Consider the following 16,599-nt stretch of genomic DNA (forward strand, 5'->3'; position numbering starts at 1 on the left):
GCACCGAGGCTCTCAGTACACGAGTCGTCGGTATCGTAAATTGCTGGCTGATTACAACATGCGGGCCAGCATGGGAGACGTGGGTGCCTGTTGGGATAATGCCGTTGTAGAACGCTTCTTTGGAAGCCTGAAGCATGACTGGCTGCTAAAAATACCACAGCCCACACGAGCGCATATGAGGAATGATGTAGCGGCGTACATGCATTATTACAACCTGGAAAGATTACATACGGCCAACGGTGATCGGTCACCGGTGGACTATGAAAACGAGCTGAGAAAAGTGTCCGGTTTTAGTTGACCAGTACAGTCTAAGGCGATTTTCCAAGGGCTGTCGTGATCGGTAGAACGATCCATTTCAGTTTTAGTCATAGCAACTCCTTTGCTTGAGGCTAAATCTTAGCGAAACAAATGAACGAAATAAAGTAAATTGATTGGGGGGAGGAATGAAATAGAAAGTAAAGCTGATGGGTGAGACTCCACCCTAGATAAACTAAGCAGGATGGAGTCTCGCGGTGGTCTAACTCGCTGTAGTTTTTACAACTGTACAAGACGCAGCACAAAACCTGCGCTTTTCAAGCTAGGGCTAATCCAATTCTCACACTTGCAAATAATCCAATATCCCTCTGCCGCCTTACGTCCTTCATCGATAGCGGTTACCACCAAATCTGAACCTCTGACCATATCACCACCGGCAAACACCTTGGCATGGGTGGTCTGGAAGGCGAAGCGGTTGGCTTCTTTGGGTTGTGCGGAGGTATCTACCCGGCCATCCTGATGCAGGTCGATATTCAAATCAGCGAACCAGGGTGCAGGGCTGGGGCGGAAACCGAAGGCGACCAGTACGGCATGGAGATCGGGATCGGAGTATGATTTAAAATGTACTAGCTCTGACTGACCACGATCTTTTGAGCTCAGTGCTTGCCGATTAGGCTTTCCAGGCTTTCAGTTGTTAGGATATTTTTAATCCAATTGTCTAGCTGGTTAGCGTTTGCTTCATTGATTCGGTGAGTTACCCATTCAGGTAGTTCGCCAAATTTAATTTCAATAAGACTTTTTGCAGTAGATCGTAAAGTCTCTTGGCGTCCCTTCTGGATGCCAATCAGCTCACCTTTCTCAAGACCTACCTTCTCAGCCGTATTAATATAAGGCATTTTCTTGTCCTCCTCGATCGCGTAGATCGCATTCAAAAAATCTTCGTCTAGGGTGCTTGGGATCTGGATCATCCAATCGATAACATTGAATAATTCCTGTATCTGCTGTTTGCTGTAATCACGCTCGAACATTAAACGGATAATGCTAATTTTAGCATCTTTGCGAGTAGAACCCTCTTTTACACGTTTTGCTTTGATTTGCGCCATCACGACCAGAGCAAAGACATTATCGCTTTGCTCCAGTACTTTCCAGTTAGACTCAAAATCGATCAGTTTACTCATCGGGAAGGTATAGTTTATTTCACATCCCCAGCGCGTATTCTGATAGCAGTTAGGTCTAAAGTGCGGACTGGTATCGGCTAGCACAGCTAAACTGACAACATCGACCCCATAACGATCTCGTAAGCGATACTGATAAGTATACATTCGTTGACCAAAGGTGTCTTCGGGTTCACCTTGCACTTCTACGTGGATGAGTACCCAGGCTTCATCGCCATCGAGTGTAAAGACTTTGACAAGCTTATCCGCATAGCGTCTACCGGATGTTGAATCCGGTGTCACTTGCTGTAATTCTTTGTCTAGCGAGGTATAGCCTTTACGCCAGTCAATTTCGGGGGCAATAGTTGGGAATAATAGTTCTAGAAACTCCTTGAAATAGCCGTCTGAACTGGTCTAATAGATCCGGACACTTTAATTAGCGACAATATCAGTCAGCTATTGAGGTGTCATTATGAGTCAGAAACGAACCTACAAACAATACTCGGCAGAGTTTAAAGAAGAAGCCGTGGCGTTGGTCACAGATCAAGGCTACACGATTCCAGAGGCTGCCAAATCCTTGGGTATTAATACGAATATGCTCTATCGCTGGAAAGATAAACTAGAAGCAAAAAACAGTGGCAACCAAGTCACTGAGACCGAACGAGAAGAACTGCTTAGGTTACGCAAAGAAAACCGTAACCTACGGATGGAAAAGGAGATTTTAAAAAAGGCTTCAGCCTTCTTCGCGAAAGAAATGAAGTAAAGTTTGATTTCATCGCGGCTGAATCAACCCATTACCCAGTTGCTGTTCTTTGCCAGGTAATGGGTGTGAGCCGCTCGGCCTACTATGACTGGCAAAAGCGTCCTGGCAAGCTGATACCGGTCGAAGAGTTAACGCTTCGACATCGGATGAAAAAACTGTTTGAGCGTAGTCGTTCAAGTTTGGGCAGTCGAGAGATGATGAAAAAACTACGCGAAGAAGGCTTTGAAATTGGTCGCTATCGGGTGCGTAAACTCATGGATAAAATGAACCTGATTGTGCATCAGCGTGTGGCTTACAAGGTGACAACCAAGCGTAAATTCAGTGATTCGGTCGCTGATAACTTGTTGAATCAGAATTTTAATCCCACAGGACCGAATCAGGTGTGGGCAGGTGATGTGACGTATTGTCGAACTGGAGAAGGCTGGATGTATCTGGCTGTTGTCATGGATTTGTATTCCCGCCGTATCGTCGGCTGGCATATCGATAAGCGCATGACGACCGACCTTGTCAGTAAAGCACTGATGAAAGCGTATAATTTGCGGAACCCTCCACCTGGGCTGGTGTTCCACAGCGACCGAGGCTCTCAGTACACGAGTCGTCGGTATCGTAAATTGCTGGCTGATTACAACATGCGGGCCAGCATGGGAGACGTGGGTGCCTGTTGGGATAATGCCGTTGTAGAACGCTTCTTTGGAAGCCTGAAGCATGACTGGCTGCTAAAAATACCACAGCCCACACGAGCGCATATGAGGAATGATGTAGCGGCGTACATGCATTATTACAACCTGGAAAGATTACATACGGCCAACGGTGATCGGTCACCGGTGGACTATGAAAACGAGCTGAGAAAAGTGTCCGGTTTTAGTTGACCAGTACAGTCTAAGGCGATTTTCCAAGGGCTGTCGTGATCGGTAGAACGATCCATTTCAGTTTTAGTCATAGCAACTCCTTTGCTTGAGGCTAAATCTTAGCGAAACAAATGAACGAAATAAAGTAAATTGATTGGGGGGAGGAATGAAATAGAAAGTAAAGCTGATGGGTGAGACTCCACCTAGATAAACTAAGCAGGATGGAGTCTCGCGGTGGTCTAACTCGCTGTAGTTTTTACAACTGTACAAGACGCAGCACAAAACCTGCGCTTTTCAAGCTAGGGCTAATCCAATTCTCACACTTGCAAATAATCCAATATCCCCTCTGCCGCCTTACGTCCTTCATCGATAGCGGTTACCACCAAATCTGAACCTCTGACCATATCACCACCGGCAAACACCTTGGCATGGGTGGTCTGGAAGGCGAAGCGGTTGGCTTCTTTGGGTTGTGCGGAGGTATCTACCCGGCCATCCTGATGCAGGTCGATATTCAAATCAGCGAACCAGGGTGCAGGGCTGGGGCGGAAACCGAAGGCGACCAGTACCGCATCGGCTTTGAGAATCTCTTCTGAGCCTTCTACTACCTCTGCACGCTGACGGCCATTTTCATCTGGCTCACCCATGCGGGTGGTAACCACTTTTACACCGGTCACCTTGCCCTCTTCACCGATGATTTCGACTGGCTGGCGGTTAAACACAAATTTAACCCCCTCTTCACGTGCGTTGACTACTTCGTTTTTGGAGCCGGGCATATTGGCTTCATCACGACGGTAGGCACAGGTCACAGATTTTGCACCCTGGCGGATGGAGGTACGGTTACAGTCCATCGCCGTGTCGCCACCACCAAGTACTACAACCCGCTGGCCTTTCAGGTTAATAAAGTTGGCTACATCTTTATCATAGCCCAGGCAGTGGTTCACATTGGAGATGAGGAACGGCAGGGCTTCGTATACGCCTTGCAGGTCTTCACCGGGGAAGCCACCTTTCATATAGCTGTAGGTGCCCATACCCATAAACACGGCATCGTACTCACTCAGCAGGGTGTCGATAGTGATATCCTTGCCAACTTCGGTATTCAGGCGGAATTCGATGCCCATACCTTCAAACACTTTGCGGCGGCGTACCATCACGGATTTTTCCAGCTTGAACTCGGGAATACCGAAGGTTAGCAGTCCGCCGATTTCCGGATAACGGTCAAACACCACCGGTTTTACGCCATTGCGAACCAGCACATCCGCACAGCCCAGGCCTGCGGGGCCTGCGCCGATTACAGCGACTTTTTTATCTGTCCAGACCACGTTGGACATGTCCGGTTTCCAGCCCATGGCAAAGGCGGTATCGGTGATGTATTTTTCAACCGAGCCAATGGTAACAGCGCCAAATCCATCGTTGAGTGTACAGGCACCTTCACACAGACGATCCTGTGGACACACACGGCCACAGACTTCCGGCAGGGTGTTGGTCTGGTGACTCAGCTCCACCGCTTCCATGATATTGCCTTCCGACACCAGCTTGAGCCAGTTAGGAATAAAGTTGTGTACCGGGCACTTCCACTCACAATAGGGGTTACCACACTCCAGACAACGGTGTGACTGGTTGGCAGCCTGGCGTGGCTTGAAAGGTTCATAGATCTCGGCAAACTGCTTTTTACGCACAGCTGCATTGATTTTTTCAGGGCCCTTACGGCCTACTTCTATAAACTGAAAATCATTACTCAGACGGTCAGCCATCTTTACACCTCATTCGCAGGCCGGCTCGCCGCCGGCTCTACCTTTAATCATTACCCGTCAGGAAGTTATTCTGAACACGCTTATTCAGGGCGTTTGCGAATACTGTTCAGCAAGTCATTAATCCCTGTGGCATAGGGTTTGACCAGCCAGAACTTACCTATCAGGTCATCGAAGTTATCCAGGATTTCCTGACCCCAGGCGCTGCGCGTTTCACGGGTGAATTCAATGATTGTTGAGCGCAGATGGTTTTTATGTGCCTCCATCTGCTCAGTGGCAATACGGTGGATATCCACCAGCTCGTGGTTGTACTTATCCACGAAGCTGTTATCCAGATCCAGCACGTAGGCAAAACCACCGGTCATACCGGCACCGAAGTTATAACCTGTTTTACCCAATACCGTAATGATGCCGCCAGTCATGTATTCACAACAATGGTCACCCGCCCCTCAATCACGGCATGACAGCCGGAGTTACGTACGCCAAAACGCTCACCCGCCTGACCCGCTGCAAACAGCTTACCGCCGGTTGCACCATACAAACAGGTGTTACCCATAATGGAGGCTTCATGGGTTTTGTAGGTGACATCGTCAAAAGCACGCAGGACGATCTTCCCGCCAGCCATACCTTTACCGACATAATCGTTGGCATCCCCTTCCAGGTAGAGGTGCTGGCCACCGGCGTTCCAGACACCGAATGACTGACCCGCATGACCTTTGAAATTATAAATCACCGGCGCATCAGACATGCCCAGGTTGCCGTGTAGCTTGGCAATCAGACCTGAGGTGCGGGCACCCACTGAGCGGTCGCAGTTGGTAATCTTGAACAGAAACTCCCCGCCACTCTTTTCCTGAATTGCGGCGCTGGACTGCGCCAGCATCTCATTATTCAAACTACCTGGATCGTAAGGCTCGTTGCGGTGTTGCTGTACCGTATGCGGCGCATCGGCCGGAATATTGGCCTGACTCAGCAAGGGCGATAGATCCAGGCATTTCTGTTTATCGGTTTCGCCTTCAAGAATCTCCAGCAGGTCTGTGCGCCCGACCAGCTCTTCCAGCGTGCGTACACCCAGCATCGCCATCCACTGACGGGTTTCTTCAGCCACGAAGCGGAAGAAGTTCTTCACCATTTCAACGGTGCCACGGAAATGATCTTCACGCAGATCAGCACGCTGAGTGGCTACACCGGTTGCGCAGTTATTCAGATGACAGATGCGCAGGTACTTACAGCCCAGGGCCACCATCGGCATGGTACCAAAGCCAAAGCTTTCGGCACCGAGCATCGCCGCTTTAACTACATCCAGACCGGTTTTTAAGCCACCGTCTGTCTGTAAGCGGATTTTGCCGCGCAACTGGTTACCACGCAATGACTGATGCGCATCGGCCAGACCTAATTCCCAGGGAGAACCGGCATAATGAATAGAGGTCAGCGGTGATGCCGCCGTACCACCATCGTAACCGGAAATGGTGATCAGATCAGCATAGGCCTTGGCAACACCACAGGCGATGGTGCCGACACCCGGGCGTGATACCAGCTTGACCGATACCAGACCTTCTGGATTAATCTGTTTCAGGTCAAAAATCAGCTGTGCCAGATCTTCAATCGAGTAGATGTCATGGTGTGGCGGTGGTGATATCAGTGTAACACCCGGCACGGAGTAGCGCAGGCGTGCAATCAACGCATTCACCTTACCCCCCGGTAACTGCCCACCTTCACCTGGCTTGGCACCCTGAGCAACCTTGATCTGCATTACATCCGCGCTCATCAGGTATTCAGGCGTGACCCCGAAACGGCCAGAGGCGATCTGCTTGATTTTGGAGCGTTTGATGGTGCCATGACGGGCAGGGTCTTCACCACCTTCACCGGAGTTGGAACGACCACCCAGCTCATTCATGCTACAGCCAGTGCTTCATGCGCCTCCGGAGACAGGGCGCCCAGCGACATGGCGGCTGAATCAAAGCGGGTAAACAGGCTCTCAGCCGGTTCAACCTCCGACAGCGGGATAGGCTGTATATCCTTACGGATACCTAACAGATCACGCAGGGTGGCCACACCACGCTTGTTCACCAGATCGGCATAGCGCTGATAATCACGCACATCACCACTGCTAACGGCTTTGTGAATGCTGGTGACCACATCAGGGTTATAGGCGTGATACTCACCATTGTGGATATACTTGAGCAAACCACCCTGCTGGATCGGCTTACGTGCGCTCCAGGCTTCGGCGGCCAACAGAGTCTGCTCCTGCTGGAAATGTTCAAACCGCGCGCCTTCGATACGGCTGGTCACGCCCTTGAAACACAGATTAACCACTTCACTGGACAGACCCACTGCTTCAAACAACTGAGCCGAGCGATAAGAGGCAATGGTGGAGATCCCCATCTTCGACAGAATCTTCATCAAGCCTTTGTTGATACCCTTACGGTAACTCTCATGGGCTTGCAATGGCTCACCGGTGATCTCGCCGGTACGGCACAGATCATTCAACACGCGGTACGCCAGGTAAGGGTAAACCGCGGTGGCACCGAAGCCAAACAGTACGGCGAAATGATGAGAATCACGCGCTGTGGCGGTTTCTACCACCAGATTGGCACTGGTGCGCAGCCCTTGTGACACCAGATGCTGGTTTACCGCACCGGTTGCCATCGCCGCATGGATCGGCAATTTGCCTTGCTTGATATAAGCATCACTCAGAATCAGAATGACTTTGCCACGCCGTGCGGCATCTTCAGCTTGCTGACACAGATCGACAATTGCCTGCTTGAGGCCAACAGCTGGATCGTATTGCATATCCAGCGTTTCTGACTCAAAGCCTTCAATATTCATATCCCGAAGGCGTCTGAACTTGCTCGCTGACAACACCGGTGATTTCAGCACGATACGACGTGCATGTTCCGGCGTTTCTTCAAATACATTTTTCTCACGGCCAATGCAGGTCTGCAAGGACATGACAATCGCTTCACGCAAGGGGTCGATTGGCGGGTTGGTTACCTGGGCAAACTGCTGACGAAAATAGTCATACACAGATCTGACCCGACCCGACAACACCGCCATGGGCTTGTCGTCACCCATAGAGCCCACCGCTTCCATACCCGACTCACCCAAGGGGCGCAGTACCTGATCGCGCTCTTCAAAGGTGACCTGGAACATTTTCATGTGCGTACGGGTTTCTTCCGGGCTCATCTCACGAAATGCCGTGGACTCTTCGACGAAGTTCATCGTCTGCTCCAGCGGTATGGAGTGCTCGCGCAGCCATTTGCGATAAGGCTGACGCGATTTCAGAATCTTATCAACATCAGCGGTGTGCATCACCTCGCCGGTCTGAGTGTCCACCACCAGAATCTGACCGGGACCGACACGCCCCTGTGCCTTGATGCTGGATGGCTCATAATCGAACACGCCGATTTCAGAGGCAGTACACAGCAGGCCATCCTCAAGCATCACCCAGCGTGATGGCCGCAGACCATTTCGGTCCAGCATACACACGGCATAGCGACCATCGGTCATTACCATACCGGCCGGGCCATCCCAGGGTTCCATGTGCATTGAGTTGAACTCGTAAAAAGCACGCAGATTGGAGTCCATGGTTTCCACGTTCTGCCAGGCCGGTGGCACGATCATACGCACGGTACGGTAGATATCCATGCCGCCCACCATCAGGAACTCCAGCATATTGTCCATGCTGGAGGAGTCCGAACCGGTGGTGTTTACGATAGGCTGCAGCTCATCGACATTGGGTAGCAGTGGCGTAGCAAACTTGGTGCTGCGCGCCCGGGACCAGGCACGGTTGCCTTCAATGGTATTGATCTCACCATTGTGTGCCAGAAAACGAAATGGCTGTGCCAGCGGCCAGCGCGGTGCGGTATTGGTTGAGAAACGCTGGTGGTAGGTACAAATCGCTGTCTGTAGGCGCTCATCGCTCAGGTCTTTGTAAAACACCGGTAGATCAACCGGCATCATCAGGCCTTTGTAAGAGATAACCTTATCGGACAAGCTGCAAATATAAAAATCAGGGTCATCGCCGAGTGCAATTTCGGCTTTGCGTCTGGCGGTAAACAGGCTGATAACAAATTCACGTTCAGACTTTTCTTCGGTATCGACAAACACCTGCTCAATACGTGGCAGGGTGTCTTTGGCAATCGGTCCTAAACAGGCTTCATCCGTGGGGACTTCGCGCCAGCCTTTGACGCGCAGACCTAATTGGGAAAGCTCGGCATCCACCTGATTGCGGGCCTTTTCAGCCAGCGCAGGATCCTGAGACAAAAACACCATGCCTACAGCATAGTGGTCACTCAGATCTGCTTGAGTGCTTCTTTTGCTACGGCGCGCATGAATGCGTCCGGTTTCTGCATCAGCAGACCACAACCGTCACCGGTTTTGCCATCTGCTGCAATCCCCCCGCGGTGCGTCATACAGGCCAATGCCTGAATCGCTTTCTGCAGGAGGCTATGACTTGCTGTTCCCTGCATGTGCGCCATCAGACCAAAGCCGCAGTTGTCCTTGAATTCACCTGGGCGGTACAGACCATTGCTCATAAGCCAATCTCACTAAAAACCAATAAAATCAAAGCGCTATTAACGCAAGATATAAAAACCCCTTATCCCGGAGTCAAAAAAGGGGTGCCTATACTACACCCCTGATGGGATAAGAACAATTTTGGTGTTTCCGTGGGCACTGAAAATTTCAGTATCATAGCCGTTCAACGGCCGTATATTATAGGATCAATCACACATTATTGATCGACTTTTTTAATATCTTCTTTGACACTGGAAATAGTTCTGGCCCAAGGGTTTCGATCCCTGAGGTCAGCGGGCAGGCCTCGTACAGCTTCCATTGCGGCTGCGCGAGTCGGGTATTGGCCATAAACAACAACATGCCATGGCGCACCCTGAAAGAGCGCTTTAAAACGGTAAAAGCGCTGCGGCTGCTCCTGTGATTGGATGAATTTTACCACACTTTCTTCCGAGCGTGCGCCTAGCATCTGCAAGGTGAAACCACTATCTGGCCAATCCAGCAACATTTCTGCCTGAGATCCAGACGTTACAGAGGCTGCTACCGGCGCTTCGGGGCGGGGCGCCGGGGCGGGATCTGCAGCTGGAGCGGGCGCAACTTCAGGCGCTGAGGCAACAGGCACCTCTTCTACAACTGGCGGTTCTTCTACAACGGACGCCTCTTCTTCAGTCGGCGCTTCTTCAACAACCGCAGGTTCTTCTACAGCAGGTTCATCAACCTCCGATACGGCTTCAACCTCGGCTATAGTCTCTATTTCGGTAACAACAGTAGCATCTGGCTGAGACATCTGCTCATTAGTAACGGGTTGCTCGTCCGTCTCCACCGCCGCTTCGTCTGGTGTGGCTAATAACGCTTCTTGCTCTGCAATACGCTGCGCAAGTTCTTCGCGTGCTTCGATTACATCTACCGCACAACAGGATCGCTAACAACGGGCACAGATTCAGGCACTAGCTGGATACGCGCAATTCCCTGCGGTTCATGCTCGCTGTCTGGCAAATAGTGCCAAACAGCAACGCCCGTAATCAATATTAATACCAGAACAATTGCGCCCATATGCAAGGGAGGCAAAGGGAAGCTACGCACCTGGCTCTCCACTCCACCTTGTCGCACCAAAGAAGCGACAGCTGCTTTCAGACTCCCAGGCTGACGATCTCCGGCATCTATTATCTTACGTAATTGCTTAGGACTTAACTCAGCTTGTGACGGTAGTAATGCCAGTACAAAATCTTCCGCTTCCACCTCGGTAAAAGGCTCCAGGCGCTGGATATGTACGCGGTTTTCAAAACGCTCAAATATGCCTTTTTCATCTGCTCGCTGTTCAAAATCAGGGCGTGCTGTGAGTAGTAGATGCGGGGCAGACTCACCTAATTGAAATAAACTCAATAGCAGTTCTAGAGCATTATCACTGAGATAATCGGCATTATCGATCTGCAGATGCAGTGCAATATCAACCTCAGCAAGCGCACGTATATGTTTATGTATTGCAGCCAGGCGCTTACGGTTATCTATGAGCGTCTCAGGCTCCAGCCGCAAGGCCGTAATCAGCAACAGCAAAACGCCACTGACATCTGTTTTTTCGTTCAGATCGATACGCGCAATCCGTTGGGTTCGCGGCTCGTGCAATTGTGCCAACTGCTCCAGCAACAGGCTGCGACCACTGCCAGTATCGCCTAGCAGCAAAATCATGAATTCAGAATAGCTGGATAAGTGGCTTAGCTTTTCGGCCAATTGCATACGCGAAGCAGGCTCGGCATATTCATGATCACTGACTGACATAATTTTTCCCTGAATTTTAGGTTTCCTGACAGTGCTAAGCCCCCTCACCGAGGGTCTGCATTAACGCTGTTTGTTCGAATTGATCTGTGACAACGGCCTTCCCAATAGCTTTCAGTAGCACCAGCCGTAAACGGCCATCCATTACTTTTTTATCAACAGACATCAAGGCGCAGAAACGCTCAGGCGTCATATCTTCCGGGGGCCTGACCGGCAGCCCGGCAGCCTTAAACAATCGTTCCATTCTATCTACATCTGCACGGCTAATCCATCCCATCCGACAGGACAGATCGGCAGCCATGATGGTACCCGCCGCAACCGCTTCACCATGTAACCACTGTCCATAACCCGCATGTGTTTCTATAGCATGGCCAAACGTATGCCCCAGATTCAACAAGGCCCGCACACCTGATTCGCGTTCATCCTGTGCCACCAATTCAGCTTTAATTTCGCAAGAGCGGTAAATGGCATACGCCAGGGCCTGCTGATCTTTATTGCGCAACGCCTGAACATTATTTTCCAGCCACTCGAAAAAATCTACATCATAAATCAAGCCATACTTAATCACTTCAGCCAGCCCGGCTGACAACTCAGTATCTGGCAGGGTTTGTAATACGGCGGTATCAGCGACTACGGCTATTGGCTGGTGAAATGCACCTATCATATTTTTGCCCGCCGGATGATTAACACCTGTTTTACCGCCTACAGAGGAATCCACCTGCGACAGCAATGTTGTGGGCAGCTGAATAAAGTTCACCCCACGCTGATAACAGGCCGCAGCAAACCCGGTCATATCACCTATGACACCACCGCCTAACGCAATCAGGGTCGTGGTTCGATTATGACGACACGCTAACAACTGATCAAATATCAGATTCAGATGCTGCATATCCTTATAAGCCTCACCGTCAGGCAATATCACTTCATCAATTTCAAACTGAGATAAACCTTTGCAGACCAGATCCCGGTATAAAGGCGCCACGGTAGTATTACTGACAAGCATAACCTGACGACCTTTGATGTAAGACTGCAACCTATCCTGCTGCAGAAGTCCTGAGCCAATAAAGATCGGATAGCTTCTGTCACCCAGGTCAACGCTCAGGGTTTGCATCATCGTGAACTCCGCTTTAAAAAATCTGCAATGGTTAAACAATTAAATTATGCGTTAAGTGGCCGCTGTTGCTTTAACTGACGCAATATTTCCTGAATGACAGCGCGCGGGTGGCGCCTATCGGTACGGATAATAATATCAGCACAACTTTTGTAAAGCGGATCACGCTGATCCAGTAACTTACGTAACACAGCTTCTGGATTATCGGTTTGCAGCAAAGGTCGGTTACGGTCTTTAGCGGTACGTTCCAACTGCTGTTCGATAGATGTTTGCAGGTAGACTACCAAACCCCGACTCTGCAGGTTACTGCGATTTTCAGGTCGCATTACAACACCACCACCCGTAGCCAGCACACAATTACTCAACTGCGTCAGCTCATCAATAACCGTTGCTTCACGATCACGAAACCCCTGCTCACCTTCGACATCGAAAATCCAGGGGATATTGGCACCAGAGCGTTCCTCTATGACCCTGTCTGAGTCTATAAAGGTGTAATTCAGCTCATGTGAGAGAAGACGCCCTATGGTGCTTTTTCCAGCACCCATAGGGCCAACAAGAAAGACGTTCAACGCGGAAAACCTACTGAATAGCTAAGGATTCCCGAATCATAGTTGGTGTGATAAAGATCAGCAACTCCCGTTTGGTTTCTGTTTCACGCTTATAGCGGAATAAACCGCCCAGCACTGGCAGATCACCCAGGATTGGCGTTTTTCGGGTCGCATTTTCCAGATCGTTACGGAATACACCACCCAACACGATCGTGTCTCCATCATTAACGACCACAGAGGTTTCAAGCTGGTTGGTATTAATCAGCAGCTCACCTCCCAAACGGTTGGGATCAAGCGAATCCTGCAACACTTTCAAATCCATGGATATGCGGTCACCGGGATTGATCTGTGGCGTTACTTCAAGACTCAACACCACTTCTTTAAACTCCAGATTCACCTCACCGTCTTCAACCGTTTGGTAAGCGACTTCCTGACCTGATTTGATCACGGCAGGACGGCCATTCGTGGTAATAACTTTGGGTTGAGATACGATCTCGATTTTATTGTCACTCTGCAAAGCTGACAGCTCGGCGGATAACAACAATCCACTGCCAAGATAGCCAATACGTATAGCGGATGTCGGATCACCAACGCTAAAATCGACCATACCTGGAACGGATGGCAATCCACTGGCTAGCGTACTCCCAACAGCGGTTCCATCTATGCCTGCAACGGATGGCAAAGTACCTGCTCCACCACCTATTGCAACGCGACGACTTGCACTTCCTGCGGCACCCCAACGAACACCCAATTCACGAGCAAATTCAGTCGACGCCGTAACAAGCCGCGCTTCTACCAGCACTTGTGCCACCTCAACATCAAAACGACGCAGGGTACGGCGAATATCTTCCATCTGGCTAGAGGTTTCTCGGACCATCAATACATTGGTCTGATCATCGGCCAGGATAAAACCGCGCTCAGACACTAAACGTGCCTCCTCCAGACGGGTACGCATGTCTGAGGCACGACGAAAATCTACCTGAATAAACTCCGTAACCAGCGGCGCAAGTTCCTGGACTTGCTGCTGACTTTCCATTTCAGCGCGCTCACGCTCAGCGATTTCAGTTGATGTACCTACCATCAACACGTTACCGATCTCACGTTTATCCAGATTCTTGGATTTCAGCAGAATATCCAGTGCCTGATCCCAAGGGACATTTTTCAACCGCAGAGTGGTGGTACCACCGACATTTTCACTGACCACCAGATTCATTTCAGCCACTTCGGCAATAATCTGCAACACGGCGCGAACCTCCACATTCTGGAAGTTCAAATCAATACGCTCACCCGTATAAGGAAACTGACTTTCGCGCTGATCTTCCTGCTCCCGACGCGTCAGCGGTTTAAAATCAATGATCAGTTGATTGCCGGTCTGATAGGCCATGTAATCGTAGGGGTCTGAACCCGGACGTAGCAAAATTGTGGCCCCACTGCCGGAAGACATGCTGTCGATAAACTCCAGCGGTGTAGCAAAGTCCTGTACATCCAGGCGTTTTGCCAAAGAAGGGTCAAGCACAGCATCAGATAAATTCAGAACAACATTACCGCCTTCACGCATAACATCCATATTGGCACGATCATCTGACATGGCGATGATGACACGCCCCTGATTACCTTCAACACGCTGGAAATCAATTGAATTAACACGGGTGCGGCCGTTACTCGCTGCACTTGGCTGCATCACCGCTGGCGAGGATGATGCCTGCTGATGACTGCTGCGAGTAGGTACAGCTGCGGCTTCCTGAAAACGCAGCAACAGAACATTACCTTCCACACGTACATCATGTGTTGCCGTACCGTAAAGATTGGTAACAACCCGCAATCGATCCTGTGCCTGAGCAAAGTTAACACTGTCAACGATGCCGGTACTCACAGACAGGTTACGCTGCCCCAGGTCATTAACAACCCCATTAAAATCCATCACCAAACGCGACGGACTGTCAATCATATAACTGCTGGGTATTGATGGCGGCACATCAAACTCCATCCTCACTTCAACACCCTGTCCAGGTAAGGATACGAACTCTGTTTTAGTTAACCTGGCCTCCTGCGCAAGTAAAGCAGCAGAAAAAAGTAGTACAACCGGGATCACCAGCCAGCTACCGAGGCGTTTCAGCAACGACGTAGTATTATTGTGTGTCATGTCTATTTTTTTCACGGTTAGTATCCCTTAGTTGGACTCGGGAAGAACAATGGTGCGCGGTCTCTGCATCCATCCACCACGGCCATTTGAAACAATTTCGGATAGTTCTATCCGTCTTTCATCCAATGCAATCACTTGACCGTTATCCAGTCCCAAGTAATCACCCATTTGTACACGATGCACCTCACCAAGAGGATCTCTTACCAGGGCATACATTAACTCGACTTCCAATGGCGACGTTATAGTACCAACCATCGAGAGGTTATCCACAGCAAATTGCTCCAGATAATCGTTAATTCTGTCAGGATCAGGGTAAACATCAGAAATTTCCTGAGGCTGATCGACCACTTCAGGCATCATTACTCTGAAGGGGTTACGCAGACTGGAGCCCTCATACACAAAAGCTTCATAGGGTTTGAATTCAGGTAATGGCGGAATTTCACCCACTGGCCGTGATGAGCGATCAGCAACAAATGCTCGCAGGTCGGCTGTGTCTTCGACCCAAATACAACCTTGCATTAACAAGACCAGCAGCGTCACAGCCCAGAACTTGCATGATAGAATCGCGCTCATTCTGTTATGTCGTTTAATTCTGTTCATAGCGATAAGTCTTTGCGTTAATGGTCATGGAAAGCTTGTCGTCAGCCGCCGTACGGATTGAGTAATCATGCAAGGTGACTATCCTTTCAATAGCCGCTACACCACTGACAAACTCACCCATTTGATGGTAAGTACCACTCACCTGAATATTTATCGGCAGCTCAATATAAAATTGAGTAGCAGTTTCAGGTTGCAGCGCTATGGTTTCAATATCCAGTCCGGCCTGACGCCCGATATCGGAAATATCTTCAAGCAACCCTGGCACTTCTTTATCCGTAGGTAGCTGTTTGAGTATCTCGGAAAAACGCTCTTCAACATCGGCCATTTGCCGACGCAGAGCATCCAGATTCGCAACACGAAATGCCTTATCTTCAAATTGAGACTTTAAATCGTTCTCACGGGTTATTTCGCGCTCAACAGCCTGATGCTTGTCTGTGATGAGAAAGTGCACACCTGCACCGACTACTATCGAGAATGCCAGCAGGTAGCAAATAAATTTGACCCCAATTGGCCAGTTACCTGCTGTTTTAAAATCAAGGTTATTAATATCAAATCCGCGAAATGCATTTTGCAGTGCATTCATACTCATTCTGCATTCCCTCCCTCAGCCGGGCGACGCATAGGCACCGAAAGATTAAATTGCCTGAGGTTATTTGAGGTTCCCACTCGGGTAAGATTGGGTTCACTGAACCAGTCAGAGCGATTTAACTGGCGCATCAGGTCTGATACATCACGGTTCTGCTCAGCAAATCCATCAATAGTGATCGTCTCACCTGTGCGACTCACGGTCGTGTAATAGAGGTCATCCGGCAATACACGAACCATTTCATCAAAGTTGCGCACTATAATTGGTCGGCTACCCTGCAGGTCTTCAATGGCTTGCAGACGGGCAAGCAATTGATCACGCATTCGGTTGAGTTCATTGATCTCAGCCAACTGCCTGTCCAGACGGGCGTTCTCCGTACGCAGATAATCATTACGTGCCTGCTGCCGATCCATCTGCATGTCGTAGTAATAACTAATACCAAAAATGGCAATACCGGCAAGAACAGCTGAACCCAATAAGTTTGAAACAAAGCGCTTCTGATGCAAAGTGTTGCGTTCTTCACGCCAGGGTCTTAAATTTATTCGGGCCATAGTATCA

The 16,599-nt window shown here is 49.9% G+C and carries 12 protein-coding genes and 2 pseudogenes; 2 read left to right on the forward strand and 12 right to left on the reverse strand.

The genetic code is table 11. The features are described 5' to 3' along the window. Positions 1-298 (forward strand): integrase core domain-containing protein (locus LH51_RS03635; protein ID WP_036519813.1); only part of this gene is annotated, 298 nt, incomplete at its 5' end. A gap of 297 nt (positions 299-595) precedes the next feature. Here the strand turns inward: LH51_RS03635 and LH51_RS03640 are convergent. Then, positions 596-846: pseudogene (locus LH51_RS03640) on the reverse strand (glutamate synthase small subunit); the annotation flags it as partial. Positions 847-911: 65 nt separating this feature from the next. After that, complete coding sequence (locus LH51_RS03645; RefSeq protein WP_200881854.1) at positions 912-1,712, reverse strand: hypothetical protein; 801 nt, start codon at positions 1,710-1,712, stop codon at positions 912-914. Positions 1,713-1,881: 169 nt separating this feature from the next. Between LH51_RS03645 and LH51_RS03655 the strand changes: the two genes are divergently transcribed. After that, a protein-coding gene (locus LH51_RS03655) for an IS3 family transposase (RefSeq protein ID WP_144244160.1) occupies positions 1,882-3,041 on the forward strand; the annotation gives its coding sequence in 2 pieces (ribosomal slippage) (positions 1,882-2,146 and positions 2,146-3,041; 1,161 coding nt in all). Between the two features lie 296 nt (positions 3,042-3,337). Here LH51_RS03655 and LH51_RS03660 read toward each other — a convergent pair. The 10 genes and pseudogenes from LH51_RS03660 to LH51_RS03705 all read right to left on the reverse strand — a co-directional run bounded on the left by LH51_RS03660 (position 3,338) and on the right by LH51_RS03705 (position 16,592). Further along, the gene (locus tag LH51_RS03660; RefSeq protein WP_036519823.1) at positions 3,338-4,771 is read right to left on the reverse strand and encodes an FAD-dependent oxidoreductase; all 1,434 of its coding nucleotides are present in this window, start codon (positions 4,769-4,771) and stop codon (positions 3,338-3,340) included. A gap of 80 nt (positions 4,772-4,851) precedes the next feature. Continuing rightward, a pseudogene (gene gltB / locus LH51_RS03665) lies at positions 4,852-9,303 on the reverse strand (glutamate synthase large subunit). 197 nt (positions 9,304-9,500) lie between these two features. Beyond that, entirely contained in the window at positions 9,501-10,067 is a 567-nt protein-coding gene (locus tag LH51_RS18770) for an SPOR domain-containing protein (protein WP_052063410.1), read from the reverse strand. A 116-nt stretch (positions 10,068-10,183) separates the two neighbouring features. Then, positions 10,184-11,056: an ATP-binding protein gene (locus LH51_RS03675; protein ID WP_036519826.1), complete on the reverse strand. Its 873-nt coding sequence runs from the start codon at positions 11,054-11,056 to the stop codon at positions 10,184-10,186. A gap of 34 nt (positions 11,057-11,090) precedes the next feature. After that, positions 11,091-12,164 carry a 3-dehydroquinate synthase gene (gene aroB / locus LH51_RS03680; protein WP_036519945.1) on the reverse strand — a complete coding sequence of 358 codons (1,074 nt, stop codon included), beginning with the start codon at positions 12,162-12,164 and terminating at the stop codon, positions 11,091-11,093. Between the two features lie 47 nt (positions 12,165-12,211). Continuing rightward, positions 12,212-12,733, reverse strand: a complete 522-nt coding sequence (gene aroK, locus LH51_RS03685; RefSeq protein WP_327124186.1) for a shikimate kinase AroK — start codon at positions 12,731-12,733, stop codon at positions 12,212-12,214. Between the two features lie 10 nt (positions 12,734-12,743). Next, positions 12,744-14,870 (reverse strand): type IV pilus secretin PilQ, encoded by a 2,127-nt coding sequence (gene pilQ / locus LH51_RS03690; protein ID WP_235263491.1) that lies wholly within the window; start codon positions 14,868-14,870, stop codon positions 12,744-12,746. 12 nt (positions 14,871-14,882) lie between these two features. Next, positions 14,883-15,374: a pilus assembly protein PilP gene (locus LH51_RS03695; protein WP_081960650.1), complete on the reverse strand. Its 492-nt coding sequence runs from the start codon at positions 15,372-15,374 to the stop codon at positions 14,883-14,885. Between the two features lie 67 nt (positions 15,375-15,441). Continuing rightward, positions 15,442-16,044, reverse strand: coding sequence for a type 4a pilus biogenesis protein PilO (locus tag LH51_RS03700; RefSeq protein ID WP_036519831.1), 603 nt, complete (start codon positions 16,042-16,044; stop codon positions 15,442-15,444). Next, complete coding sequence (locus LH51_RS03705) at positions 16,041-16,592, reverse strand: PilN domain-containing protein (protein ID WP_036519834.1); 552 nt, start codon at positions 16,590-16,592, stop codon at positions 16,041-16,043. Before LH51_RS03705 ends, LH51_RS03700 begins: the two co-directional genes overlap by 4 nt. Between the last annotated feature and the right edge of the window lie 7 nt (positions 16,593-16,599).

The organism is Nitrincola sp. A-D6 (assembly GCF_000764495.1).
Lineage (GTDB): Bacteria > Pseudomonadota > Gammaproteobacteria > Pseudomonadales > Balneatricaceae > Nitrincola.

Bases quoted from the DNA above. Each gene is read 5' to 3' on its own strand.
- LH51_RS03660 (WP_036519823.1), bottom strand. From the start codon at position 4,771: ATGGCTGACCGTCTGAGTAATGATTTTCAGTTTATAGAAGTAGGCCGT.
- LH51_RS18770 (WP_052063410.1), bottom strand. From the start codon at position 10,067: ATGTCTCAGCCAGATGCTACTGTTGTTACCGAAATAGAGACTATAGCC.
- LH51_RS03675 (WP_036519826.1), bottom strand. From the start codon at position 11,056: ATGTCAGTCAGTGATCATGAATATGCCGAGCCTGCTTCGCGTATGCAA.
- aroB (WP_036519945.1), bottom strand. From the start codon at position 12,164: ATGCAAACCCTGAGCGTTGACCTGGGTGACAGAAGCTATCCGATCTTT.
- LH51_RS03695 (WP_081960650.1), bottom strand. From the start codon at position 15,374: ATGCAAGGTTGTATTTGGGTCGAAGACACAGCCGACCTGCGAGCATTT.
- LH51_RS03700 (WP_036519831.1), bottom strand. From the start codon at position 16,044: ATGAGTATGAATGCACTGCAAAATGCATTTCGCGGATTTGATATTAAT.
- LH51_RS03705 (WP_036519834.1), bottom strand. From the start codon at position 16,592: ATGGCCCGAATAAATTTAAGACCCTGGCGTGAAGAACGCAACACTTTG.